At 47.2% G+C, this 26,790-nt stretch carries 23 protein-coding genes and 1 riboswitch; of the genes, 6 read left to right on the forward strand and 17 right to left on the reverse strand.

Annotated features, from left to right (window positions below; genetic code table 11):
* Positions 1–96 precede the first annotated feature (96 nt).
* From ABIA61_RS05040 to ABIA61_RS05060, 5 genes are all read right to left on the reverse strand, one after another.
* Entirely contained in the window at positions 97–855 is a 759-nt protein-coding gene (locus tag ABIA61_RS05040; protein ID WP_404580393.1) for a DUF4247 domain-containing protein, read from the reverse strand.
* Between the two features lie 13 nt (positions 856–868).
* Positions 869–1,375 carry a DUF4178 domain-containing protein gene (locus ABIA61_RS05045; protein WP_404520175.1) on the reverse strand — a complete coding sequence of 169 codons (507 nt, stop codon included), beginning with the start codon at positions 1,373–1,375 and terminating at the stop codon, positions 869–871.
* A gap of 27 nt (positions 1,376–1,402) precedes the next feature.
* Complete coding sequence (locus tag ABIA61_RS05050; RefSeq protein ID WP_137063271.1) at positions 1,403–1,810, reverse strand: DUF350 domain-containing protein; 408 nt, start codon at positions 1,808–1,810, stop codon at positions 1,403–1,405.
* Between the two features lie 130 nt (positions 1,811–1,940).
* Positions 1,941–2,609 carry a PspA/IM30 family protein gene (locus ABIA61_RS05055; RefSeq protein ID WP_014281523.1) on the reverse strand — a complete coding sequence of 223 codons (669 nt, stop codon included), beginning with the start codon at positions 2,607–2,609 and terminating at the stop codon, positions 1,941–1,943.
* 124 nt (positions 2,610–2,733) lie between these two features.
* Positions 2,734–3,756, reverse strand: coding sequence for an NADH:flavin oxidoreductase/NADH oxidase (locus tag ABIA61_RS05060; protein ID WP_283652063.1), 1,023 nt, complete (start codon positions 3,754–3,756; stop codon positions 2,734–2,736).
* Positions 3,757–4,058: 302 nt separating this feature from the next.
* On the opposite strand from ABIA61_RS05060, the gene ABIA61_RS05065 reads away from it, so the two are divergent.
* Complete coding sequence (locus ABIA61_RS05065; RefSeq protein ID WP_404520177.1) at positions 4,059–4,865, forward strand: polysaccharide deacetylase family protein; 807 nt, start codon at positions 4,059–4,061, stop codon at positions 4,863–4,865.
* A gap of 190 nt (positions 4,866–5,055) precedes the next feature.
* On the opposite strand, the gene ABIA61_RS05070 is transcribed toward ABIA61_RS05065, so the two are convergent.
* From ABIA61_RS05070 to ABIA61_RS05080, 3 genes are all read right to left on the reverse strand, one after another.
* Entirely contained in the window at positions 5,056–5,724 is a 669-nt protein-coding gene (locus ABIA61_RS05070) for a 3D domain-containing protein (RefSeq protein ID WP_404580394.1), read from the reverse strand.
* Positions 5,725–5,731: 7 nt separating this feature from the next.
* A riboswitch (cyclic di-AMP (ydaO/yuaA leader) is annotated at positions 5,732–5,907 on the reverse strand.
* A 246-nt stretch (positions 5,908–6,153) separates the two neighbouring features.
* Positions 6,154–6,876 carry an amino acid ABC transporter ATP-binding protein gene (locus ABIA61_RS05075; protein ID WP_044648469.1) on the reverse strand — a complete coding sequence of 241 codons (723 nt, stop codon included), beginning with the start codon at positions 6,874–6,876 and terminating at the stop codon, positions 6,154–6,156.
* Positions 6,863–8,326, reverse strand: a complete 1,464-nt coding sequence (locus ABIA61_RS05080) for an ABC transporter substrate-binding protein/permease (RefSeq protein ID WP_404580395.1) — start codon at positions 8,324–8,326, stop codon at positions 6,863–6,865. The genes ABIA61_RS05075 and ABIA61_RS05080 overlap by 14 nt, the downstream gene beginning before the upstream one ends.
* 147 nt (positions 8,327–8,473) lie before the next feature.
* Here ABIA61_RS05080 and ABIA61_RS05085 point away from each other — a divergent pair, with 147 nt between their 5' ends.
* Together ABIA61_RS05085 and ABIA61_RS05090 are read left to right on the forward strand one after the other, a co-directional pair.
* Positions 8,474–9,652, forward strand: a complete 1,179-nt coding sequence (locus ABIA61_RS05085) for a M20 family metallopeptidase (RefSeq protein WP_404580396.1) — start codon at positions 8,474–8,476, stop codon at positions 9,650–9,652.
* Positions 9,653–9,709: 57 nt separating this feature from the next.
* On the forward strand, positions 9,710–10,786 hold the full coding sequence (locus tag ABIA61_RS05090) for a glycine-rich domain-containing protein (RefSeq protein ID WP_404580397.1): 1,077 nt from the start codon (positions 9,710–9,712) through the stop codon (positions 10,784–10,786).
* A 113-nt stretch (positions 10,787–10,899) separates the two neighbouring features.
* On the opposite strand, the gene glgA is transcribed toward ABIA61_RS05090, so the two are convergent.
* Together glgA and glgB are read right to left on the reverse strand one after the other, a co-directional pair.
* A complete protein-coding gene (gene glgA / locus ABIA61_RS05095) occupies positions 10,900–12,342 on the reverse strand; it encodes a glycogen synthase GlgA (RefSeq protein ID WP_404580398.1) in 1,443 nt (480 codons plus the stop codon).
* Positions 12,343–12,395: 53 nt separating this feature from the next.
* A complete protein-coding gene (glgB, locus tag ABIA61_RS05100; protein WP_404580399.1) occupies positions 12,396–14,318 on the reverse strand; it encodes a 1,4-alpha-glucan branching protein GlgB in 1,923 nt (640 codons plus the stop codon).
* A gap of 238 nt (positions 14,319–14,556) precedes the next feature.
* Here glgB and ABIA61_RS05105 point away from each other — a divergent pair, with 238 nt between their 5' ends.
* A complete protein-coding gene (locus ABIA61_RS05105; protein WP_283652072.1) occupies positions 14,557–15,783 on the forward strand; it encodes a glucose-1-phosphate adenylyltransferase in 1,227 nt (408 codons plus the stop codon).
* A 97-nt stretch (positions 15,784–15,880) separates the two neighbouring features.
* Here the strand turns inward: ABIA61_RS05105 and ABIA61_RS05110 are convergent, their stop codons facing one another.
* From ABIA61_RS05110 to ABIA61_RS05130, 5 genes are all read right to left on the reverse strand, one after another.
* Entirely contained in the window at positions 15,881–17,305 is a 1,425-nt protein-coding gene (locus tag ABIA61_RS05110) for a HAMP domain-containing sensor histidine kinase (RefSeq protein ID WP_283656274.1), read from the reverse strand.
* Positions 17,302–18,000 (reverse strand): response regulator transcription factor, encoded by a 699-nt coding sequence (locus ABIA61_RS05115; RefSeq protein ID WP_014281511.1) that lies wholly within the window; start codon positions 17,998–18,000, stop codon positions 17,302–17,304. The genes ABIA61_RS05110 and ABIA61_RS05115 overlap by 4 nt, the downstream gene beginning before the upstream one ends.
* 1 nt (position 18,001) lies before the next feature.
* Complete coding sequence (locus ABIA61_RS05120; protein ID WP_404520183.1) at positions 18,002–19,336, reverse strand: hypothetical protein; 1,335 nt, start codon at positions 19,334–19,336, stop codon at positions 18,002–18,004.
* Positions 19,333–20,058, reverse strand: coding sequence for a phosphonate ABC transporter ATP-binding protein (locus tag ABIA61_RS05125; protein ID WP_283652073.1), 726 nt, complete (start codon positions 20,056–20,058; stop codon positions 19,333–19,335). Before ABIA61_RS05125 ends, ABIA61_RS05120 begins: the two co-directional genes overlap by 4 nt.
* 82 nt (positions 20,059–20,140) lie before the next feature.
* Positions 20,141–21,298 carry an MFS transporter gene (locus ABIA61_RS05130; RefSeq protein ID WP_283656276.1) on the reverse strand — a complete coding sequence of 386 codons (1,158 nt, stop codon included), beginning with the start codon at positions 21,296–21,298 and terminating at the stop codon, positions 20,141–20,143.
* Between the two features lie 441 nt (positions 21,299–21,739).
* Here ABIA61_RS05130 and ABIA61_RS05135 point away from each other — a divergent pair, with 441 nt between their 5' ends.
* Positions 21,740–22,657 carry an ArsR family transcriptional regulator gene (locus ABIA61_RS05135; RefSeq protein ID WP_404580400.1) on the forward strand — a complete coding sequence of 306 codons (918 nt, stop codon included), beginning with the start codon at positions 21,740–21,742 and terminating at the stop codon, positions 22,655–22,657.
* Between the two features lie 65 nt (positions 22,658–22,722).
* Positions 22,723–23,487, forward strand: coding sequence for an HAD family hydrolase (locus ABIA61_RS05140; RefSeq protein ID WP_283652074.1), 765 nt, complete (start codon positions 22,723–22,725; stop codon positions 23,485–23,487).
* 177 nt (positions 23,488–23,664) lie between these two features.
* On the opposite strand, the gene ABIA61_RS05145 is transcribed toward ABIA61_RS05140, so the two are convergent.
* Positions 23,665–24,972, reverse strand: a complete 1,308-nt coding sequence (locus ABIA61_RS05145) for a hypothetical protein (RefSeq protein ID WP_404580401.1) — start codon at positions 24,970–24,972, stop codon at positions 23,665–23,667.
* A gap of 27 nt (positions 24,973–24,999) precedes the next feature.
* On the reverse strand, positions 25,000–26,790 hold a 1,791-nt coding region (locus tag ABIA61_RS05150; RefSeq protein WP_404580402.1), incomplete at its 5' end, for an SDR family oxidoreductase.

Here is a 26,790-nt window from a genome sequence, read left to right on the forward strand (position 1 = left end):
CTCTATACGCAAAAAAAACAGCCCGGGATCACATTCCCGGACTGTTTTGCAGATTCTACTTTAAAAGTTTGCTTGTCATTACACACCTTAACCCCATCATCGTCGACTTCGTCGGCTGATTTTACCTGAGCCGCTGCGTGTTTTAGGCTTACTATAAGATTTGCGCGGCGAATCAAAAATGCTGGAACCGCCGCTGCTGCCCCGGTCACGTGAAATCGAGCCTCTACTCGGCGAACTGCTGCTGGAGCCTCTGTCGAACAGACTTCCGCTGGAACCGACACTGGAATCAGACCCCTTACCCCTGCGGGTAACGGAACCCTTCCGCTCCACTGTAATTGGCGGGATTGCTTTCTTCTCCTTCACCGTAGGTGCACGGTACTGGCCTTGAGAAGGCCGATATACATCTCTGCTTGAATACCCCCGGTAAGAGCCTGATCCGCGCAACGAATCAAACAGAGCATCCAGTACGGTTGCCGTTAAGTATCCTTTTAGAAAGCTGGAACTGTAATTTTGCTCGACATACTTTTTGCTGTCGATCTCAATTAATGTGTCTTCCTTCTTGGCTGGATCTTGCTGTAAATGGTACCATTCATCGCTGTACACCAGAAACATCCGCTCATTGCTCTGCGGCGACATTTGTTCCGGTTCACGCTGTTCTTTCAGTTCCTCCGCCACTTCCGGAACCGTTTTGCTTGCGGCCCGGTACACGTACGAGGTCGAGTTACCGCTGCCACTGACTGATTCCAGCGGGTACGTATCTTTCACATTTGGCGCACCGCAGCCGCTTAGCACGGATACGAACAAGCTCAGCGCCACAATGACCTTTAATGCATACTGCCAGGTGCGTTTGCCCATGTGTCACCCTCTCCTAGCTTGCCCGAATAACCTTGACGTCTCCGGTAATTACTTCTTCTCCTTCATAAAGCATAAAGCGGCCGTCCTGCCACTCTACACGCAGCAGATGATAATCATCCGACTGATACTGCCAAACATGCTGCTCTCCACCCTGTCGAAAAGGAGCACGGCCCATAACCGTAACATGCCCAAAATACTGCTCTTCCAAATGATATGTTGTATCATCCAGCTCCAGAATCGTTGGCACTTCCTCCGGGTTGTCCAGTCTGCCGTCGATGGCCTGGTACAGTCCGAATTGCAGCGTTTCCCGTTCCTCAATGTGAAGGTAGCTGACTTGTTTACCATCCTGAAGCGTCAAAACAACGGCATTCCGAGCGCGATTATGTACTCGGCCTACCACTTCATATGTGACAAGCGACACTTCACAGATATCGCCCGGATTTAAATGAAGCATGCTTTTTTCCGCTTTCGGCGGCTCCGGCTTGGCAAACAGATTCGAAATTCGTTTCCATACACCCATGATAATTCCCCCCTGCCCTTCTTTAGCCTAGAAACATGCCGCAATGATCAAAGCCCCGACCAGATGCAGCGTACCTGAAAACAGACCAAAGCCAATTTTGCCTTCCTGCGTACCTTTATCCAGATCAAGCTGTGCCCAGTACCGAAGCAACAGACGTACGACAACTTCCAAAACAAACAGAATGACAAAGGCGATCACAGAATACACAAGCGCCTCCAGCAAATTGTTAGCTGTAGCAATGGAGCTTGACAAAATATACCCCTGTGCAAACAGCTTCATAATTAACCGGACTGTTACGGCCATATTACCGGCTTTCACTTCTGCAAAATCCTTATACTTCGTAAATAAAGAATCAATGTACATCAATACGAACAACAAAACGGCACCCGCGCCAGTCCATACAAGCATCGCTTTCATCGTTTCTAAAAAATGCATTTCATACCATCCTCCACATCTTCTTGACCTTCATATATGTTGATTTACGCCTCCGGGCAGGGAAAAGCGAAGGAGAAAACGGTTCCCCTTCGCTTCCTTAGCAGCCACGCAGGCGGCAGTGCTTATAACCTTATTTATTGTCGTATTGCTTCAACAGAGCGGCAAGCTCATCGTCCACGGCACTTTTCTTATCAAGCTCCTTGAACTCCTCATCCAACGATTTTTCCTTAGAGGACATTTCGTTGCTTGCTTCAGCACGCGCCTCTGCTTGCAGCATTTTTTCTTCCATTCGTTTCAGCCCGGCAGTTGCCGTATCGGAGCTAAAACCGTTCATTGCTTTGTTAATTTCCGTTTGTGCTTTAGCTGCATTATAACGGGCAACCAGCGTTTCACGCTTGTTCTTCATTTCCGTCAGTTGTCTGCGCATTTCATCCAGCTTACCGCGCAGGTTATCGGCTGCCGCTTTGTTCTGCTCGTAGCCAGCCTTGAACTCGGTCATTTTTTGCTCAGCAGATTTCTTTTCTTCCAACGCGCGGCGAGCCAGATCCACATTTTGCGCTTTTGCTGCTGTATGGGCCTGCTCTTCACGTTTTTTTACCAAAGCAGCCTGCTCTTCGTATTGCTGTTTGAATCTCTTCTCAATGGCAATCTGAGCGGCTACCGCTTTCTCTGCATCCTCCAGATCCTCTTGCATATCACGAATGTATTGATCTGTCATTTTAACTGGATCTTCGGCTTTGTCAATAATGGAGTTGATATTGGACATGGTAAGATCTCTTAAACGTTTGAAAATAGACATGTGAAGTTCCTCCTAGTGTTGAATGCTTAAATTTTAAGCTCTGTACACATGTTTACGCAAGCTTTGCAAATAGAGTTTCAAAAATATTATCCGACAAAGTGCATTCTAAAAAATAAAGTGCATTCTAAAAACCACGCAAGTAAGGCTCCGGGATATCCGCCTGTACTTTCAGCTCCCGCGACGCATGCAGCGCCCAATACGGATCGCGCAGCATGGCGCGTCCTATCGCTACCAGATCAGCCTCTTTTTGCTGAATCACCCGCCGCGCATCCTCATAATCGTCCAGTAGACCGACAGCGATTACAGGCACATTAAGCTTTTCACGTATATCACGTGCCAAATCCACCTGATATCCCGCACGCGCAGATGGACCGCCATTGGAACCAATCGGCCCCTCGCCACCAGAGGAGATGTGAAAAATATCCACACCTGCATCACGATATCGTTCCCCTATGCCCGCTATGTATTCCACATTATATCCGTTTTCAACATACTCTTTGGCGGATATCCGCATCAACACAGGCATATCAGACGGAAGCACCTCTTTAACAGCCTGAATCACTTCAACACCGAACAGCGATAAATCCTGTCCATACTCATCTTCTCTTGTGTTCGTTAAAGGGGAATGAAATTGATGAATTAGATAACCATGAGCGCCATGAATTTCTACTGTATCAAAACCGGCTTCCACCGCGCGGCGTGCGCCTTCCTTATAAGCCTGAACCAGCTCCCTGGCTTCGGCTGTCGTCAAAGCGTGCGGCTCCTTAAAACGTTCGCTAAAAGCAATCGAGGACGGTGCGACAGGCAAATCAGCATCTTCAGCCTTGCGTCCGGCATGACCTAATTGAATTCCGATTTTGGCACCGTACTTGTGGACTTCCTCCACTATTTTACGGTATGCAGGAATATGCTCGTCACTCCAAATACCCAGATCATAATCTGTAATGCGTCCATCCGGGTGGACCGCTGTCATTTCCACAATAATCAGCCCGGTGCCACCTACTGCCCGGCTAACGTAATGGACGTGATGCCAATCATTGGGATTTCCATCTTTGGCCTCCACGCTATATTGGCACATTGGTGGCATTACAATCCGGTTTTTTAAAGAGAGTCCCTTTAATTGATAAGGAGTAAACAAGTCGGTCACATTGATCCATCCTTCCTTTAATTCCATGTCTCTACAATATGAATTGCAACCCCATTATACACCAGCTATCACTGGATACCGAATCCATTAAAAGGCTAAAAGTTGCGAAAATGCTGCTGTTTCGCTCAGGTTTAATAGAATATGTGCGTTTAGCTTCGTGATCTTCACTTACATCCGTTACACAGGGCATTTCCACTCAACCACTCAATAGTCTAACCTGTTCAACAGCATAATTTCAACATGTCAGGTACATAATAAATGAAAGCAACAGAAGGTACCACTGCACGGAAAGGGGGATACATATGCCGTACAGGGGAATATTGCCAATGATGGCACTGTTACTAGCATTTTCGAGTTTTCCCGTTCACGCGGACGCGCCTCCCGATATCGGAACGACTCATTCCAAGGAAGCGACTGTTGTTTCTTCAGCACATAAGAGCAGAGAACGAGCCACTCCCACATTAGCCATGCTTCGGAAAAAACATGCGGATATTTTTAAAATGTGCGGCCCGCATACGCAGCAAATTGCCCTGACTTTTGATGACGTGCCCGATTCCCGGTATACGCCGCAGGTTCTGGACATTTTGCACGCGAATGGGATCAAAGCCACCTTCTTTATTGTCGGTCACCGTGCGGAAAAACACCCGGGCATGATTCGCCGTATCGTACGTGAAGGCCATGCCTTGGGCAACCATTCCTATACCCATCCGGATTTTAGGAAGGCTTCACCGGAACGCTTTCGCAACCAGATTAAGAAAACAGAACATATTTTGGAGGCCACTGTCGGCTTTCGACCCAAGCTGATCCGCCCGCCCTATGGTGAAATTACGGAGCCTCAGATCCAGTGGGCGCGTCGACACGGCTACATGATTGTCAATTGGAACGTAGACTCCCTCGATTGGAAGGGACTCAGTAAAACACAAATTCAGCGTAATGTGATCCCGGCTACCGGACCAGGCTCCATCATTTTAATGCACGCAGGTGGAGGTCAAAGTTCCAATCTGAAAGGCACTGTTCAATCCCTGCCGGGTCTCATTCAGTCGCTGAAAGCCAAGGGCTACAAATTTGTCACGGTTCCCCGGCTACTTCACACCTCGGAGCGGAAATAACAGTAAAAAGGGCTGTCTTACCAGCAGATGCATTCTGCTCGTCAAGACAGCCCTTTATTAATCGACAAGACCCATATATGAATCTGAACCTGCGATTAAGCTATTTGATTATAGATCACAGATTATAGATCACAGATTATAGTTTACATAATATATATTATGTTCACTTAATTCATTTGCTTACATAAGTCTATTTATCAATGACATACAGCTTCACATTCTGAAAACCAAAGTCACTCACAAAAGATGGGCTGCCTGGAATGAAAATATCAATCCGTTTACCCGTGATGGCGCTGCCCTTATCGCGTGCTACCGCTACAAAAGATTGATCGGGCAGCCCCGGGTGGGAATAGCCTGTAACCAACACTTTCGTACCCAACGGAATTACGTTGGGGTCTACCGCAATCGTACCGAGCTTAAGCGGATTTCCGAAATAGTCCACCGCTCCCCATTTTCCATTTTCACTGGCTGCTGCGGAATACGCTGTGGCCTTCACGTCAACTACTTTGCTGTAGTTAAATGTTTTGCCCCATGCTTCAACCTGTTGATCGTCACCTGCTGGCGCTTTCTCGGAAAGAAGCTGAGGCTTCGAATCCGAAGCGGCCTTTAACTTGTTCTCGTCCGGCACCTTAATTTGCACTCCTGCATATATATTGCTGGCGGCAACATCCGGGTTCTCCTTTTGCAGATCTTCTACAGATACCCCGTAACGTTGAGCAAGTAAAAAGAAGGTATCACCTTCCTTGGCGGTATGAAGCGAAGCGGCGTCGGCTACCCCGGCTGTCTGCGCCAATCCTGCAATGGCTGCTGCCAGCACCGCAAATTTCATTGTTTTTCCAATACGTTTCAGATGTTTCAAAAGATATGTACCTCCTCTGTTATGCCTGCGAAGTTAGCTGTCGGATTCGGACTCAGGAGAAGCCCTATGCTTTTGTGCAATTCACCCCTAGGCAACCTTCCATCCATTCGTATGAAGACGGATCAGAAGTTACTGCCGTTGTTACGTCCCCCGCACTTCCCATGGTTTTGGGTCCCGCATTCAGCGTCTGTCGTAGCTGTCTGCTGCCCCGGTAAGTTTTGGCTCACTGCATAATATCACAATTTTGTAACCTTATCTGCATGAAAATGTTGGGAACCCTGAACATCATACTACATCTGTTACAATTTTGTCATCATGAAATCGAAATCAGTTACAAAAATCTGAACGAGGATGACAAAAAAAGAAAAAGCCCTCCCGTCAAACTTCCACCGCGGAGGGCTTACTTCATAGCCTTTATAAGCTCATTTCTTACAAAACCTTGGCAAGAAAATCCCGGGTACGATCATGGCTTGGAGTGCCAAAAACTTGCTCCGGTGTACCTTGCTCCACAATTTGACCGTTATCCATAAAGATAATGCGGTCTCCTACCTCGCGGGCAAAGCCCATTTCATGTGTCACGATGACCATCGTCATGCCACCCTCAGCCAGCTTCTTCATCACGTCCAGCACCTCCCCGACCATTTCAGGGTCCAAAGCGGAAGTCGGCTCATCGAAGAGCATCACATGCGGCTGCATCGCCAAGGCGCGTGCAATCGCAATCCGCTGCTTCTGTCCACCGGATAGCTGATTGGGATAGGTGTCCTTTTTGTCTTCAAGTCCAACGGTGCGCAGTAGCTCTAGCGCAATTTTCTCCGCTTCCTTCACGGACTGGCCTCTAACCTGAGTCGGCGCAAGCGTCAAATTTTGCAGCACCGTTTTGTGCGGGAACAGGTTGAAATGCTGGAACACCATCCCCATTTTCTCACGAGTCGCATTAATATTATGACCACGGGCTGTAATCGGCTCGCCCTCAAACAAAATCTCCCCGTCGGTCGGCTGCTCCAGCAGATTCATACAACGTAAAAATGTACTTTTCCCCGAACCACTCGGGCCAATGACGACAACAACCTCGCCTTTGGCAATATCTATATCAATGCCTTTTAAAATTTCATTTTTGCCGAACGATTTACGCAGTTGTTTAACGGTGATCACTGGCTCTCAACTTCCTTTCCCATAAACCCAACAGCTTCGACAAGCTGAATGTCATTACAAAATAAATAGCAGCCGCGATGACGAACGGACTTAATCCTTCGTAGGTGATGTTCTTAATGACTTGGGCCTGATACATAATATCCACCATACCGATGGTAGAAATGATGGAGGACTCTTTAATAATCGTAATAAACTCATTGCCGATCGCAGGCAGTACAGACTTGAACGCTTGCGGTAAAATGACGTGACGCATAGCTTTGCCTCGTCCCATACCGAGTGAACGGGCTGCTTCCATCTGACCATGGTCCACTGCCTGGATACCTGCACGGAAAATTTCAGCCAGATATGCCGAGCTATTCAGAGATAACGTAATAATACCGGACTGAAGTGGCGTAAAATTGACGCCCAGCGTCAAAGCAACTCCATAATGGATGATCATAAGCTGTACCAGCATAGGTGTACCACGTAGTACCTCTACGTAGGCCGTACCCAACCATTCAATGATACGTACACCACTCATCCGCAGCAGAGAGATGATCAGACCAATGATAAATCCGAACAGTACCCCGAGCGCAGACAGCAACAACGTGTAGCCGATACCCGTAACGTAAAAGCTGCGATATTTCCAAAATATATCCACGATGTTGTTGGATGAAACCTGTCGATCCGCAGAGAGCGCACTCGCTTCCGTGGAAAACTTTTCAATAGACCCGTCTGCTTTCAGGCGAGCCAACGTTTTATTTACAGATGCCAGCAGTTCAGCATTTCCCTTACGAATACCTACAGCTGTTTCTGCTCCCTCATCCTCAGGCACCGCCTTGGCGAGCGTTACAGTACCGTCCAACGTATATCCTTTAGCAACTGTATCTTCAATCACGACAGCGTTAATACGCTGTGTCCGAAGCTGGAGCACCAGGTCGGAGATTTTATCCAGCGAAGTTACAGCGACATTGGGCACTTTTTGAGCAATCTCTTCCTGAATACTGCCCTTTTGTGCGCCGATCTTCTCGCCTTTCAAAGCAGCCATCGTCGGATATTTGTCCTTATCCTCCGGACGTACCATAATGACTTGCTTGGAGTGGTAGTATACATCCGAAAAATCAATGCTCTTTCTGCGTTCATCCGTTGGTGTCATACCAGATAGTACCAGATCTACACGACCACTTTGCAGGGCAGGCAGTAAGGAGTCAAAGCTCATGTCCTCAATAACCAGCTCCGCGCCAAGATCCTTGGCAATTTCATTTGCAATATCAACGTCAAAACCTACAATGGTATCCTTACCGTTAATGTCTTTATGAAACTCATACGGCGGAAAATCGGCACTCATGCCGAGTACAAGTTTTGGCTGTGTCTTCGCTTCCGTCCCGTATGCAGTAAGCATCGGAAGACCAGCCAACAGCAAGATAACCGCCGTCAAAATCAGGGCGGTAAAACGATATGCCTTTTTCAATCTTTTTTTCTCTCCTTAAATTCTTTATAATAAATAAGATTGTGTCATTATAAATGAATATGCATGATTATGCAATGAATGTTATATTACAATTTCAGCATACCTGACGTAATACCTACATTACAGCTTTTACAAAGGAGTTTTTCCATGAATAACAAAAATACGATCCAACGTACCATTGAGCAGCATGCCCAACGTTTTAAGGACATTTCTTTATATATTGGCGCAAACCCGGAGCTGGGGAATGAGGAGTTTTTGGCGGCTGCTCGTCTAAAAGAGGAATTGGCTTTTCACGAATTTGAAGTTCAGGCACCTGTACTGGGTATCGAAACGGCTTTCATTGCGACTTATAAAGCAGCCAAACCCGGTCCGGTCATCGCTTTTCTGGCAGAATATGACGCCCTGAAAGGTCTGGGACACGCATGCGGACACCATTTGATCTGTATGATGAGTACAGGAGCGGCTGTCGGCCTCAAATCGGTCATTGACGAGATCGGTGGAGAAGTACGTGTATATGGCACACCTGCCGAGGAAACACGCGGTGCCAAGGTTCCCATGGCGGCTGCCGGGCTGTTTGATGATTGTGATATAGCACTCATGACGCATCCTTATGACTGTTATGAGAAATCAGGCAAATCGCTGGCAATTGATGCCGTACAATTCGAATTCTTTGGGCAATCCGCTCACGCAGCGGCCAGTCCCCACGAAGGTATTAACGCGCTGGACGCGGTGATTCAAACGTTCAACGGCATCAATGCGTTCCGCCAGCAGGTGAAGAGTACGGTACGTATTCACGGCATTATTAATCAAGGAGGCCAGGCAGCGAACATCATTCCTGATTATGCCTCTGCCCAATTTTATGTACGGGCCGCTACACGTCATGAACTGAATTCATTGACTCACCGCGTCATTCAAATTGCCGAAGGAGCGGCCATACAAGCGGGGTGTCGTCTGAAAACCTCGAATTATGAGACGTCTTATGATGAAATGGTGACCAACCGTGCGCTTTCTGATGCCTTTACCGCAAACCTGGTGCTGACAGGCATTCCGCAGGAGGACATCACGGAAGGCGAAGATCACGGCTCCATGGATATTGGAAATGTGTCGCTGCACTGTCCCGCCATTCATCCGTACATTCAAGTTATTGACGAGAAGCACGCCTTGCATACACCTGAATTCCGCGATTTGGCGATGCAGGACCGGGCGCTGGAAGGAATGTTGTTGGCCGCCAGAACCTTGGCCTGGACCGCATGTGATGTAATCATGAATCCTGAGTTGCTGACACAGATTAAGGAAGAATTCGCTCTGCTGAAAAGCAAAATTTAAATTTTTAATTTCGCCAAATTTTTAATTTCGTCTTCTTTCCAGAAAGGAGCAGTCATTATGAATCATATGAGCAGCTTTTGGGCGTTGTTTATTGTGGTCGACATCATTATTTTGTGGTTCTTTTTTCGAGCATTATATCGAAGGAACAGGGAAAATCGAAAAACACGCCGCCGTAATGCATTTTTTCTTAGCTCCCCGTGTCCCTCTTCCCTTGAACAGGGGCGGCATAAGGAGATTATAGAACTCATGCAGCTTCTGGAACGATCTATTCCAGCCTCCTACGCTCATAGTGTAAGGCGGCGTGTGATGGATGCCCATTCTCACCTGACGGATCAGGAATATGATTGGCGCTGGAATGAGCTCAAACGCTATTTTATGCTATGTGCAATTATGAATCGAGTGCCGATGTTCAGTCCAGATGTGGATGAATTGTGGCATGAAATGTTGATGTTTACGCGAGAATACCAGCAATTCTCGGAAGCCTTCTTTGGTCGCATGCTGCATCACGCCCCTCATTCCGACTCACAGCCGATGCCGGATGAACGGGCATGGTTTGACTGGCTGTATGTGGAATGCTTTGGCTGGAACCGTTATAGTGCGAGCTTATGGGGGACTTTTTTCAATCATCCATTACCGAATAACGAGCTTGCACACTATTACAAGCTGACAGCTTCCGGGCTGCCAGCAGGCAACCGTTGGAATACGCTGAAGGACATAGGCATCTCTCAGCAGGCACAGCAAGCGGTTCAGAGGATTATGGACCATCTGCGTAATCGGGTGAATGAAGCAGTGGATGATCCAGATGGCAAGCGGCTGCCGAAGGTCAACTATTTGCAAATAGATTATCTGCTGCTGGCCGTCGTATGGTATTCCTGGTATCAACCCCATCAGTTTGCCTTGCACATGCATCCTGATGCTACAGGAAGTGCCGCATTAGCAAGCTCATCAGGCTGTAGTTCAGCAAGTGGCTGCTCGAGCTGGGATACGCACCACTCGAACCATCACTCTTCCCACGGTAGCTCCCATGATGGAGGCTCATCTCACCACGATTCAGGTGATTCCGGCGGCAGCCATTCCTCGTGCAGCAGTAGCTCCTCATGCGGTAGCAGCTGTGGTGGAGGCGGAGGCGACTGATCGCAGCAAAAAAGGGCATTCCTCAGCCACTATTGGCTTCTGCGGGATGCCCTTTTTCCATTGTACTATGCTAATTCTGCCTTGTTCAGACACTCCTGCCCGGTCGACTCAGTTTATTCGTTCCCTGTCAGTGAACGGTAAATATCCAGATACGCTACCGCCGACACATCCCAGCTGTACTCTCCTGCAAAAGCAGTGTTCGTAAGCTTGGACCAATGCTCAGGCTGGCGATAAAAATCAACCGCACGACGAATCGTATGCAGCATATCATGCGCATTGTAATTTTTGAAGCTAAAGCCGTTCCCTTCGCCTGTAGACTCGTTGTAAGCATGTACGGTATCATTCAGACCGCCCGTTTCCCGCACAATCGGGATGCTTCCATAGCGAAGCGCTAGCAACTGGCTGATCCCGCAAGGCTCAAACCTCGACGGCATAAGGTACATATCGCTTGCAGCATAAATTTTACGGGACAAAGGTTCACTGAAAGCGAGCTGCGCCGACATTTTCAAGGGATAACGTCCAGCCGCTTCCCGGAACCAGTGCTCAAAGGCTGGATCTCCCGTGCCCAGCACAACAAACTGAATATCATCATAATACATGATCTCGTCAAGCACCCTGGTTACCAGGTTCAGTCCCTTCATATCTACAAGTCGGGTTACCATCGCAATTAAAGGCACATCCGGTCGTACCGGCAGACCCAGTTCCTTTTGCAGACCGATTTTGTTTTCCTTTTTCTTCGCCAAACTGGTGCGGTACTTCGTATAAATACGGTTGTCCGTAGCAGGATTGTAGCTTTTGGTATCAATTCCGTTCACAATACCCGACAAACGCCCCTGCTCTCCCAGCTTACGCAGCAGCCCTTCCAGCCCATATCCGTAAAATTCCGTCTGAATCTCCTCTGCGTAGGTAGGACTTACAGTGGTGACATGATCCGAGTAGGTCAGCCCACCCTTCATAAAGTTCAGTCTGCCATGATACTCCACACCCTCAGGGGTAAAATAGCTCCCGTCAAGATTCAATAGTTCCGTTAAGACCTCATATGGAAAATCCCCCTGATACAGCAGGTTATGTATCGTAAACACGGTGCGAATATCACTGTAAAAGGGCAAATGACGGTAATTGGCATTCAATAGCAACGGCGCCATCGCGGTATGCCAGTCATGACAATGCAAAATATCAGGCTGAAAATTCAAATCAGGCAGTACTTCCAAAATCGCCCGGTTGAAAAAGGAAAAACGCTCGCCATCATCCATATAGCCGTAAATTCCGTCACGACCAAAGTAATATTCATTATCTATAAAATAAACCTTGATCCCGTCCAGCGTCAGTTCCTCTACTCCACAATACTGATCACGCCAGCCTACGGCGACATGCTTGACTGTTACCGGACGCAGAGACTCCTTATAAGTATCGGGAATCCCCGCATATTTAGGCAAGATGATTCGGACGTCGCACCCCGCCTGACGAAGTGCCTTCGGCAGTGCACCAATGACATCCGCCAACCCGCCTGTTTTAATAAATGGATGTGCTTCTGCTGCCGCAAATAAAATGTTCATATGTGCTTCCTCCTTATGACCTCAACCCTATTTTAAACCAGTTGTAACATGGATTAATCTGCTTTTTTAGCTTTTCGGGGCGCTTTCTTCAGTATAACGACACTCAGCGGCGGAATGGTCAGCTCCAAGCTGTGGAGTTGTCCGTGGCAAGGGATCTTGGCTGTGCGCAACACTTCGGTGTTCAACTGGCCACTACCGCCAAAGTCCGAATGATCGCTGTTCAGCAGTTCAATATAGCTCCCCGCCTTTTCCAGACCAATTCGGTAGTTATCTCTTGACACAGGCTGAAAGTTAATAAGCACGACCAGTGTATCTCCCGGCTTTTTCCCTTTACGCAAATACGTAATTACGCTCTGTCCACGGTCCTCCGCCTCAATCCACTGATAGCCATCCCACGAATGGTCCAGCTCCCATAATGCTTTTTCCTGTATATACAAATGATTCAGCGCTTTCGTAAAAGCGTGCAGCGAACGGTGACTGTCATAATCCAGCAGAAACCAGTCAAGCTGCTCCTGATCCTTCCATTCGATGAATTGGCCGAATTCCCCTCCCATAAATAACAGCTTTTTGCCCGGTGAGGTGATTTGGTAACCAAGAAGCGCTCGAAGTCCGGCAAATTTTTGCTCATAGCTACCCGGCATTTTATCAAGCAGCGACTTTTTACCATGAACGACCTCATCGTGCGACAACGGCAGTGTAAAATTCTCGCTGTATGCATAGGCTATGGGGAACGTCAGCAAATTATGGCGCTCAGGCCTCTGATCGAAATCCGTTTCAATATAATCAAGCGTATCGTTCATCCAGCCCATATTCCATTTGTAATTAAAGCCGAGTCCTCCATCGCTTACCGGGGAGGTAACCATCGGCCAGGCACTGGACTCCTCTGCCATCATCAGCGCATACGGATAATAGCGGAATACGGTCTCATTCAGTTGTTGAAGGAAGGCAATAGCCTCCTTATTTTCAATGCCTCCCTTGGAATTAAAACGATATTGACCATCCTGCTTTTCAAAATCCAGCCGCAGCATACTCGTCACAGCATCTACACGCAGGCCGTCAATGTGGTACACATCCATCCAGAACAGCGCATTGGATATAAGGAAAGAACGCACCTCCGGCTTGCTGTAATCGAACGTCAGCGTCCCCCAACCGGGCTTTTCTGCAATCAGCGGATCCTCGTATTCGAACAGAGGCGATCCATCAAACAGTCTCAAACCATGAGCATCCTTGGCAAAATGAGCCGGAACCCAATCCATAAGCACCCCAATGCTTGCCTGATGACAACGATCCACCAAATACATAAAATCATGCGGTTCCCCATAACGGCTTGTCAGTGCAAAATATCCGGTGAGCTGGTATCCCCAGGAAAGATCATACGGATGCTCACTGAGTGGCATAAGCTCAATATGCGTGTAACCCATTTCCGTTACATAGGGCACAAGAAGCTCAGCCATTTCCCTGTATGTATAAAACGTACCGTCTTCTTTTTGTTTCCAGGTGCCCAAATGTAGCTCATATATATGAAGAGGCTTTCCATAAGGCTCTCTCCGTTTACGCCGCCAAGCCGCGTCGTTCCAAACATAACCCTCCAGTGAAGCGACCACGGAAGCCGTTGCCGGTCTTAATTCTGCGCGTACCGCGTAAGGGTCTGCTTTTAGAAAACGTTCACCGTTTGCACCCGTAATATCATATTTGTAAAAAGTTCCTTGGGATATACCCGAAAAAAAACGACTCCAAAAGCCAGATTCGGGAACTCTATATAAGGAATCCTGTTCCCCATTCCAGTTGTTACGATCTGTAGCAAGCCCGACATGGAGAGCATGAGGAGCCCAGACCGTAAAACGGACGCCCTGTTCTCCGTTCTCCACAGTAAGGCGGGAACCCAAAGATCGGTAGCTGTGATAAAGCGTTCCTTCGTGAAACAAATAAATATCTTCCGGCGATACAGCCTGTTGCGGGAGAGTTTGGTCTGTCATCACGTCACCACCTTTATATGTTTGTTTCGTACAAAATGTATGATTCGGAAATGCATTTACTTTCCGGTCAAAGCTGACTTGAGTTATTACCCCATTCTAGCCACAATGAACAGAAAAATGACTATGAAAAAAATAAACCTTAAATTTTGGGGGATCTTACACACCTGATGGTTTCAAGAGCACCCCATACCGTTTATGTATGTACTACAACAGACAACTAAACCGGGAGGGAAAGGAAATGTTTAATAAAGAATGCATTGCCATGCTGCTGGCAGGCGGAGAGGGACGCCGTCTTGCTCCCCTTACTTCAACGATTGCAAAACCCGCCGTACCCTTTGGCGGTCATTACCGAATTATCGATTTTCCTCTCAGCAACTGTGTTAATTCAGACATCGATACTGTAGGTGTGCTGACGCAATATGAGGCGGAATCCTTGCACGAGCATATTGGAGATGGGACTCCCTGGGGTCTTACCAAAACGAACGACAAGGGAGTTACCTTACTTCCATCTTATAATACAGACAACGCTGAATATTTGGGAACGGCAGACGCCATTCATAAAAATATCGAATATATAGACAGTCAAAACCCGGAACACGTGCTTATTTTATCCGGTGATCATATTTACTATATGAATTATCGTGAAATGCTGAACTATCATAAGGAAAAAGTTGCTGCGGCTACGATTTCCGTTATGGAAGTACCTTGGGATGAAGCCCACCGCTTTGGCGTCATGAGTGCCGATGAGGAGCTGCGTGTCACCGAATTTGCTGAAAAGCCGGAGAAACCTGAAAGTAATCTGGCCTCTATGGGGATTTACCTGTTTAAGTGGGATTATTTAAGAAAGTATTTGGTGGAGGACGCCGAGGATGAGCAATCCAGCCATGATTTCGGTAAAGACATCATTCCTAAAATGCTGACGGATCAAGAATCCTTGTATGTTTACGAATTTCAAGGCTACTGGAAGGACGTAGGTACCGTTAAAAGCTTGTGGGATTCACATATGGATCTGCTGCAGGAGGATTGCGCTATTGACCTGCAACGGACAGACTGGCCTATGTATACGCGTGAACGCCGTACAAGGTTGAGCGCACATAAGCTATCTAACCGCAAAACGGAGCCATTGGACAGCCTCCTGCATGATTCTTGCCAAGTAGAAGGTCAAATTGAACGTTCCGTCGTATTTAGCGGTGTCGAGGTAGGTAAAGGCTCGGCTATTAAGGAAAGTATCGTTATGCCTGACACCCGTATCGGTCGTAATGTGCATATTGAGCACGCAATTATCGGTGAAGGTGCTGTAATTCGTGACGGTGCAGTCATCAAGGGCAACCCGAGTGAAATTATGGTTATCGGGCCGAATGAAACGGTATTCGGTAAAATGGCGGTACGCCCACAAACAGCCCGCATGTTGAAAGAAGCTTATGAGCGCAACACACGCCTGCGCGCTGAAGGTTTTACTTCATAATGGAACGAAATATGTCAAACAGCCAGCCCTTCACTATAATGAGGACTGGCTGTTTTTCTAATTTACATCTATTTAAAACTAACTTTCGGTTACATAACTAGCCTTCAGTGAGTTGCGGTGGCTCTACGGGTTGCTCGGCTTGCAAAGCAGGCAATGAAACTGTAATCGTGGTGCCTGCTCCCAATTCACTCTTGATGAGCATTTGCCCTTGATGGCGCTCCACAAACTGCTGCGAGATTGCCAGTCCCAAGCCCGTACCACCATTCTGATGGTCTACCTGGAAGAATCGTTCTCTTACTCTCGCAAGATTCTCCGCGCTAATCCCGATTCCTGTGTCTTGCACAGACACCTCGATGTTGTCCCCGATCTTTTGCAGTGACAGAAAAATAATAGAACTTTCATGCGAGAACTTGATGGCATTGTCCGCAATGTTTAAAAACACCTGTTTCAGACGGTTGCCGTCTCCATGAACCAGATATGCCGTTTCCTCCGAGTCCAGCTGAAGTTTAATTTGCTTCATTTCCGCTTTGGCCCATACGTTCAGCATAATCTCCTGCAAAAGCTCGCGCAGATCAACCGTTCCCATGACAAGCTTCATTGCGTCTTGTTCCAGCTTGGAGAAATCAAGAATCTCCTCGACCAAACCAATCAGCCTATCCGTCTCCTTGGAAATAATCTGCATCCCGATCTTCGTCTCCTCTGGATCATAGCCGCCGGAATTTAGCGTTTCACTCCATCCCTTAATAGAAGTCAGCGGCGTACGCAGCTCATGGGAAATGGACGAGATAAAATCATCCTTGATTTGATTCGTTCTAGCAATTTCCTGGGCCATGTAGTTTAGTGTCGAAGCCAGCTCACCCAACTCAAAGCGATAATCTCCTTTAATTCGTGCATCAAATCGCCCTTGCGCCATCTGAGCTGATACATCACGGATATTATTAATCGGCCTAACGATGGAATTAGCGAGTCCTGTACTGACCACGAATACAATAACCAGTACAGCTACCATGATGCCCACGGAGAAGAGCGTAATGGTAAATAGCTTGTCGTTGACCTTTTCCAGCGAGGTCGTATACCGAACAATATACACCTGATCTCCGACGATATTATCCAGTTTTTTGGATACCGCCATAACTTGCTGACCCGTACCAGGTTGCTTCCCAATCCAGCTCCCCGTATCCCCCGCTAATGCTTGCGTCACATCACTGGTTTGTACACTTGTTTCTGCCGCAAAGTTCGTGGAATTATCTATTACATTCCCCTTCTCATCGAGCAATTGCAGTTCCGTATCCCCTAATGAAAAAGTATTAAGCAGATACGACTGTAAAGACTGTCCCGGCTCCTTGAATTTGGGTGCAAACTCACTTACCGATTGGATGCGACTTTCCACGTGCTTATAAATCGTGTCGTAATAGTATGCACGGATTACAATCATGAAAATGACTTCTACCAACAGAAGCGCCAAGAACACCACAAAAAAATAGTGAAGCACAATCTGTCTGCCAATCCCTTTTTTGATCATTGAGCCTGACCTTTCCATTTATACCCATGCCCCCATACCGTTTGCAAAAAGGCAGGTTCGGAAGGATTGTTTTCAATTTTTTGCCGCAACCGCCGGATGTTCACATCCACGATTTTGGGATCGCCCATATATTCCTTGCCCCACACGTGGTCAAGCAAAACATCCCGGCTAAGCGGTGTATTTTCTTTTTCCAGAAAAAATTGAATCAGGGAAAACTCTGTTGGCGTCAGCTCAATCAACTGCCCGTTTTTCTTAAATTGCTTGGCAATCAGATCCAGCGTGAACGGACCAGACTGGAAGGATACTTTAGCCGCTGTCTCGCGGTGTACATTCACCCTACGCAGCAGCGACTGAATACGGGCAATGAGCTCCGTCGGGCTGAAGGGCTTGCTCACATGATCATCAGCCCCTACAGACAAGGCATACACCTTATCCTGCTCCTGTACCTTCGCCGTGAGAAAGATAATACCAATTCGCTCATTCGTTTCCCGAATTCTTCGACAGACCTCGAAACCGTCCATACCGGGCACCATTACGTCGAGCAACGCGATATCAATATCCCGCACCGTGTTCAAAATATTAAGAGCCTCATGCCCATCCGCTGCCTCCAGCACCTCGAAACCGTTTCGTTTCAAGTTTATGACGATAAAGCTGCGAATGGATTCCTCGTCTTCCATGATCAAAACTTTACTCACTCTATTCTACCTGCCTTTCCCCCAACTTGTTTTTAATGGTTTTACGTGGTTCCAGCTCACTGGATCGCTTGATACCAATCACCTGTGCATTGGTTCGCCATAGCTGGCTATATCCTTCATTGTTTCGCTCCCATTGCGACAATGAGAAATATTTAATTTCTGCAATCGTTTTGTCTGTATTGTCCAAAATGAACCGCAAATAGCTGTCCTTCTTTGATGCTTTCGGATCAATAGTCACTTTGCCATGCAGTTCCTTTGGCAGCCTGAAATAGACCTGATCATTGGAATCACGATACTGCTGCTGCTTGAAAATCGTTCCCTTGGCCCCATCCCACTGATAGAACGAAACAAAATACGGAACCTCATCCAGTGGCCTGTTGGACCAGCCTTTCGGCTTCTCCAAATTGCCAAATTCCAGAATGCCATCACCATCTACATCACCGCTAGTAATGGTAGCATCCTTAAAGGTCACATCCATAAGATCAAGCTTTTTGAGCTTGCCGTGGTCCATCACAATAACATTGGACACCGTAGTCGTCTGAGCAATCTTGGTATCAATAATGATCCCCTGCCTACCCTCGGCTACCTTACCAGCGACCACATTGTAGATACTAAGCGCCTGACTGTCCAAATCCAGCGATCCGATTTCCTTAAAGGTTCCCCCGCTGAATTGGAATGTTTTGACGGTGAAAAATTCATTACGACGCAGCAGGATAATCGTCAAGTCATTCAAATTGTCCCCGTTCAGGTCCATCTTGTTATGATTAAAATCGTCTACGACGAAGTCCGTATAACCTGTAGCATATATTTTCTCCAAAGTTCCTCCGGTATAGGAATACACGATAAGTCCCTTCTGATCGCCACCATCACTGCTATCCCCGCTGGAAAAGCCCGCTACAATATCGAGCGTGCCATCATTCGTTACGTCGACCAGCTTGAACGATTCCAGCACAGTACCTTCCCCGTCAAACGTCAGCTTCTTTACCCACGTTCCGTTTTGATCCTCGAACAAGGCCCCGTGTATTTTCACACTTTCATCTGGTGTCTCGTAAAAAAGCACTGCTTCGTCCGTACCATCATTGTTCAGATCCCCCGTCCGGATGGGCGTGGGGTCATCGGGGTCATTGGGTCGCAGAGGCTGTACCATTCCAAGCTGAGTAACCACTGCACCATTCAACTGCTGTTTCTCATCAGACATCATCGGTGCCTGCATCAGCGAAATTGGATCGCTAATGACATTACAGCCGCTTAAAAATCCAACAAGAAGCAGTGATGCGCAGCAGCCGGTTAACATTCTCAACAACATCATTTTCACTTCTCTTGCCGTCCCCTTCACAATTTGTTCTTTTCCACCTGTGTCAGTCGTCTGCCCTGAATATCAAATACGAGTTCGCCGCCGTTCAATCCCCATATACGGGAAGCAAAGCGTTCAGCCATCTCCAGCGGCAATACGGTGATTACCGTCACCCGTTCGTCAGAGCAAAGCTTGCGGAAGGTATCCATCACATGAGCTGCTGAAGTGGGGTCAAGTCCATTTACAGGCTCATCAGCCAAAATGACCTTGGCCCCGTGAACGAGCGCACGCGCAGTCGCTACCCGTTGCCGCTCACCACCGCTAAGTTTGTCGCATTTGTCATGCGCCTTATCCAGCAGACCCAGATCCTCCAATACGTCCATTGCTCCCATATAATCGTCAGAACGCACCATCCCGGTCACCATTCTCCATAATGGAGTCTGACCCGATCTGCCGATCAGCACATTTTTGAGAGCGGTCCGATTCATATTTAAATGCGGATTTTGCTCCAGATATGCCCATTCCCGCTTTATTTTCATTTTGTTCGTCCATCCGGATTTCAGCACATCCTGGCCGTCCACTATCAGACTGCCTTCCTCCCATGGCTCCTGCAAAGCAAGACAGCGCAGCAGCGTCGTTTTGCCGCTTCCGCTCGGTCCCACTACGGCAATCAGTTCGCCCGGGTGAATTTCAGCATCAATCCCCCGAAGTAACAAGGTCCGTTCAGGCCCTACTTGCTTGGTCAGCTTCTGTATTCTAATCATCTTTGTGATTCCCCTTTGCCCGCCATCAATACTGTCTATAGTTTATAGTAAATGTAAAACAAATACCATGCAAACCGTAGTTTTATGCTGTCGATATTGTTTTTCGGAAGAACAATCCCAACAACCCGAAAATGACGTAGCTGCCTCCAAGAACCAGAAACATGCTGCCTTGGGTTCCATAGTCCAGTAGCGCCCCGCTAATGTTAGGTCCGATCACACTTCCCAGATTAAAATGAAAGGATGCCAGCACATTGGCGGCGGCCAATAATGATTTGGGCAGCAGATCGGCCGCATAAGCCAGCCCCAAGGAGAAAAAGGAGCCTACCAAACCACCCGCCACCGCCAATAATACCAGTGTCAGCATAAAATGATTGCCGCTCCATGGCATCAACATAAAGATCAATCCACCCGTTATGCCTACGCTTATAAGCACCTTTTTACGGCCCCAACGATCACTCCATATACCTAGCGGCAACTGGAGAACTAATCCGCCCAAGCTGACAAAGGGGAGTAGCGCGGCAATCTCATCCGTATGAAAGCCAATGCGCAGGCCATATACCGGAAAGTTGCTGTTCAGGCTGGCTTCCATATAACCGTACAAAAATGCAGGCAGCAGCGCGTACCATGCCCAGCTATAGCTGCGCCGGAATCTTTGTGCTGGGCGCGCCTCTCTTTCCAGCTTTTCCGGTCTGGAATCCGGAAGCTTCATGAGCACCAGCACCAGAACGAGCAAGCACAACAAAGCCAGCGCTGCAAACGGAACCAGCATTCCATAATCAAGCAACCACAATCCAAGCGGACCCAGTGCAAACCCCAGCCCATAGGACATGCCGTAAAAAGAAATGTTACGCCCACGATTCTCTGCCGGAGTCACTAGCAGTATCCACAGTTGGGCGGAATAATGCAGTGCACTGTCTCCGATTCCGACCAGCAGTCGCAATACGAACCACACTCGGATATCTGGAACTAGCGGGAACAGTAGTAGCGTAAAGAGCACAAGCACAAGTCCTCCGGCCATCAGCTTTTTGAAGCCCAACCATCCCAATGTCCGTTCAGCCACCAGCGTCATAGCAAATGAACCAATATACAAAGCAGCGGCATTCATTCCATTCAGTGAAGAAGAAACACCCATCTGTTCCAGAGAGATGGACAAAATCGGCAACAGTAGCCCTTGACACAAACCGGCCACAACAATAACCATAATTAAAATAAAATAATGCAACCGCATTGACGACGACATCATGGTTCCTCCTGATATAACATATAAAAATAGCACTATCTTAAAATGAATGTTAAGGAATGATTTGCATTTGATTCCATAATCAATAGATATCCTTATTACCATATATAGCGGTCATGCAAACACAGCCAGAATACATGCAAATTTCGGTATTTTTAGTGCATAAAAGAAAAGATGAAAAAAATCGCCATCTGAGATGACGATTTTACGGAAAGTCTGTCTGATATGTAACCGACTCCGCATCGTTAGGGAGTCTTGTATGTTCAATCCGAACCCAATCACGTCACAGCGCACTATTTTATATTATAGTGGACAATGCCCAGCAGAACAAGCCATAATAAATAAGTGAGCAATTTCTAAATGCTCATGTTTTGCTTATGGACGGGCTTAATTACGTTCACCGCTCTGGGCTCGAAGACAGAATAGGAGGCATTTGATTCCATGAGTTATCAAATTAAAATAGACACTTCTCCAATTTACGAATTACTCGGCAGCTTTATGGCCTATGTAACCAAAAAATGGGTACATGACATGGACCTGGGCCATGAGTGGATCGATAAAGTGGATGCACGGCTACAAAACGAAGTTCACACCGAGCTGGCTACAGCGCAGGATTGCCCTTTTAGCGATTATGACGCGCTTTATGTTTGGGCTTTGCTTCGACCGGAATCGGATGAAATATCCGATTATATCGCTTATCTGGACCACGGCCCGGATGAAGATATGTTCGAGCTGATTGTTCCGCATGTTCCTTTTTTAACCTTTGAAGAATCTTTGCGCATTCGCAAGGTGTACGCCCCTCTCCTCAAATTATGGGACCGGGACTACTTCCGGGCAATGGAAAGCGAACTGCGTGTGCTGGCAGAGGAAGACGCTGCAGAAAAACGTATGCTTCTGAACAAAATGGAACCGGAAGCATTGGTTGAATACGCCACAGCCGGACTGATCGTGCCTCATATGGAAGATTTGGATACAGTTGTTCTGTTTCCAGTCGTCCATAACCGTCCGATCAATTCGTACTGTTTTTATACCCGTATGCTGCTGATCCAGTATCCGGTAGACGTTCCCGAAGAAAGCGAGGAAGAACCGCCTACACTCCTGCTTCGGCTGACTCGGGCGGTAAATGACCCGCAACGTCTGCGGATTCTGCGTTACGTGGCTCAAGGCCCTAAATCTCTCGAAGATATGCGTCATGATTTGAGCCGATTGGAAGACACGCTCATGTCTGATATGATGATTTTGCGAGTAGCTGGCCTGCTCCGTATCCATATTGGACGTTATCACAAAGAAAAATTCAGCATTCGCCCCGACGGAGCGGCTGATTTACAGGTATTTTTGGAATCCTATATCGGACTGTAATTTGAACTGTGCCCTCCGTTATAACCGAATATCGTTAAAGCATTGGCTTGGAAGGAGTATGCAACATGTCGTATCCGAAGCAGCACATATTATTCGATCTTGATGACACTTTGGTCCACTGCAACAAGTATTTCGATCTTATTCTCAACCACTTTTTCGATTTGCTTCAGGAATGGTTTGCAGCCCGTAACCTGACGAAAAATACAATTCGTGAAAAACAAATCGAAATTGATGTGGCTGGTGTTCATCAGGTGGGATTTGCCAGTGAGCATTTTCCACAGTCCTTGATTGATACGTACCACTTTTTCTCGGAGCAATTCGGACGCCGTACAGATCCTAGGGAAGAGCAGGAGCTTCGCTCGCTTGGCCGAAGTGTGTACGAGCAGGAAATTGAACCGTATCCCGGGATGGTCGAAACGTTAAACTCCCTCCAAAAAGCCGGGCATGCCCTGCACCTCTACACCGGCGGTGAGCAGGTCATTCAGGAAAAGAAGATTGAACAGATGAAGCTGGCTAACTATTTTGATGATCGCATCTACATTCGCCAGCATAAAAATGTCGAGGCACTGGAGGAAATTATTCAGATGAACCGCTTTGACCGAAGCATCACCTGGATGATTGGAAACTCCCTGCGCACCGATGTATCTCCCGCCCTTGCTGCAGGCATTCATGCCGTGTATCTCAAGCAGCCCAAGGAATGGGTTTACAACATGGTTGAGCTGCAAAAAAACGTTAACTCCGTGATGTATACGATACAGAAGCTAACAGAAGTACCCCGAGTGATACACGAAAGCATTCAATTGCATCAACAAAAAAGGACTCTCGGCTAGATTGCACCGGTTAATATCCCCTTCAAGTAGACACTCAAAAAAGTCCACATGGTATCATGAGGCTAGAGAGAACTTGGAGGGGATATTTTTTTACTTTTATAACTGCCAACGAGTTCAGTCAAATTCAAACAGCGCGCGTCGATTAAGTATCGGCACGCGCTGGCTGCTTAGTCTGTTTTATTTATCTACTTGACAGGGGGATAAATCATTCAACAATTGTTCCACGGATAAAATCCGGTCAAAAAGACCAAAGACTTCTTCCGAATCGTAAAGATTCTCCAATACGCTGACCTCCATCATTAAACGTCCCGAAAGCGTAGCCGTTGTGAGCAATAACGACTGGTTTTTGATGGAAAAATAGATGGTATCCACCCATTCCTCCATAATCGGATACGATATGACTCCCAGATTGGACAAGGTGATGGTAAAATTCCACAGGGGGAATCTTTCAGGCATTGTTTTCATAACCAATTCAAGACACTGTTGTTTATATTTCCGATATGAATTGGAAAACGAAGCAAAAAAGAGCGACAACGCATAGGGAACCCCCCTTTTGAACCATTTGAACGCAGATTTCACCTGTTTTTCCAAATTTCCAGCCCGGAAAAATTGCATTGGAAGGCTTGCGACGTAATTACCGTGCATAGTTTCCGGCGAGTAGTTATGCAGAAACTTCAAATCCATAGGCATGGAGACAAACACGCGTTGCTTGCAGGGAGCATGCTGCAGTAGTCCATCAGTCATTCGATAACAGATGTATTCGGTTAATGTCATTTTTAGGCTCCGGCATCGCCGTAAAATCTCACCAGTCTCCTCTTTGCTGAATCTATACGATTTTTTGACATAACCGCCGCCTTGCTCCGGCCTTCTGCCGTAACTCAAATCAACGGTTTCGCCAACGCCTGTCCCTTTTCCCCTAACCCTGGACATAAAACCTGCAACAAAAACCGGCATCCACATAAAAGCGGAAAATCTTCTTTTCATACGCAACAGCCTGTCTTTGGAGACGTCGCCCTTTGCCGCCTTATTTTCCGGCTCGGAATCTGGTTCGCCTGAGTAATATTCAAGCCATCTCTTGATCCAGAAAACCAAGCTCAGCCCATTAGCCACCGCATGGTTCATAGCAAATATCATTGTATATTCATTTATAGGGTAAATACGAAACGGAAGTCTGGCATTGGTCGGTCTATACTGAGCCAGTACCTCCTCTTCCGTAAAATATTGGGAAAGCTTCACCTTTTCAGCCTCCAGAAAATGTTCCAGCTCTTCCTGAGAAAAATGCCCCCATACAAACGTGTCTTTTTCGAATTGTTCCACCCTTTTGGCTTGCAGCAAAGGATTGTCCATGATGAGCGAGCGGTAGCTGGAAAACAATTTTTCAGCGTCGATTCTTCTTTTAAAAGTAACCGTTGCGATCATGCTGTTGGATAAAATATAATCTTCAGTTCCGAAAAAGTAAGTGCTTGCCAATTTAATCGCATCCATTTTTCCCCCTCCTTCCCTTTTATTCTTTTACATAAACCCTACTTTTTTGACATGATCCATCATCAGCTTCACTTTTTGACCGTCCAGCCTGGACCACTCAAACCCCAGCTCCTGCAAAATACCGTCAGTCTTCTTGTTCATCGTCATGAACAACGTTTTGCTTGCTCCCTCAAAGAAGACGTTGGAATGAACAAGAATCCGGGCAACCTCCTGCTCTGTCTCCGGTTCATCGTATTTTTCAAACATGTATTCGGTAAAATCCTCCACTGGCATCGGCTTTACATTTATATCCGCTTGCTTCAAAAGCTTGGCAAAAGCTATCATGCTAACCTGATGGCTGTTAAACAGATGATAGGTTTCGTTGATTAGATTTTTCCGGTCGAACAGGAGTACAACTGCCTTGGCCACCTCATCCACAAAGGAGAAGTTCATGGTTTTATCTTGAATTGCGGGTAATCGGCCAAGTTTGATCATCGATTTTACCAACGAATAAAATGCATTATCCGAAATATTTTCCTGGAAGATCCCCGAATTGGAATCAAACACGAGGTTCCCGACCCTGAACACATTGGAATCAAGCCCTTCTTCCCTTGCTCTTACAATCTCTTTCTCGGCTTCGAGCTTCGTCATCACATAATAGTTATCAGAGCTTTGCTCGACATTGCAATCATATTCAGTGAACATGATGCTGCTCTGGTCTTCTATCCAGCCACTACCTACGCTGGTGGTGGAAACGAAATTGTAGGTCTTTTTCTTCCCTGTGCCAGCAAATTTGATCAGTCTTTCGTTCCCTTCCACATTGACCGCCTGAAATTCCGAGTAATGCCCAAAATGCTTCACATTTGCCGCCGAGTTAATGATCGCATCAATGCTTCCGGCCAAATCCTCATAGCGCTCCCGGCTCAGTCCAAAGTAGTCCTGGGTTAAGTCTCCACAAAACACGCACACTCTGTCTTCCCAGGCCTTCTCCCCATCAAGCTCAAGGCCAAAATGGAACTTCAGCTTCGCCCACAGTCTTTCCAGCGCCTCATCGTCACTCGTTCCCCGAACAGGTACATACACCTTATATTCCGTATTTTGCAGCAATTGGAACAAAATATGGATTCCCAGATACCCTGTTCCTCCTACCAGCAGAACATTACGGTAGTCAGCCCGTTCAGAAAGATCGATGTTTTCATAACCCTGATTTTTCTTCCGGTATTCTTTGAGACTCTCGCGCATTTTCCAGACAACACCAGGTACGCCGTTTTCTCCGGAAGCTGCCACTTCCCGTAAGGCGTACACGAATTGTTTTAATCTGTCTTTGGAATACTTAATGTTATCCGCCAAGGCCCGAATCGTCGGATATTGAAAGATGTCGTTAATGCCCACTTCAAAATCCAGCGCCAGCCTCGAAACCACCTGAATCGCCTTGATCGAATTGCCACCCAGTCTAAAGAAATGCTCATCAATTCCGATCGACTCTATGCCGAGAATCTCCTGCCATACCTTCTGGATTTTCAAATCAACGTCATTTCTTGGGCTGCTGACTGTGTGGTCGCTTCCCTGCCATTCAGGCTCGGGCAATGCCTTCCTGTCAATTTTTCCGCTCGGAGTCATCGGCATGTCATCCAGCTGCATAAAGCTGGACGGCACCATATAATCAGGCAGCTCCTGCATAAGCTGTTCCCGCAGCTCTTCCACTCCCGGTTCGCCCTCTGCTGTAAAATACGCCGCCAGATATTTCTCGCCTTGCTTGTCTTCCCTCGCGATCACCGCTACCTCCCGGACAAGCGGATGCTTCATTAGCTGCGCTTCGATTTCACCCAGCTCAATGCG

It is taken from the genome of Paenibacillus sp. RC21, from assembly GCF_044907935.1.
GTDB lineage: Bacteria > Bacillota > Bacilli > Paenibacillales > Paenibacillaceae > Paenibacillus > Paenibacillus terrae_A.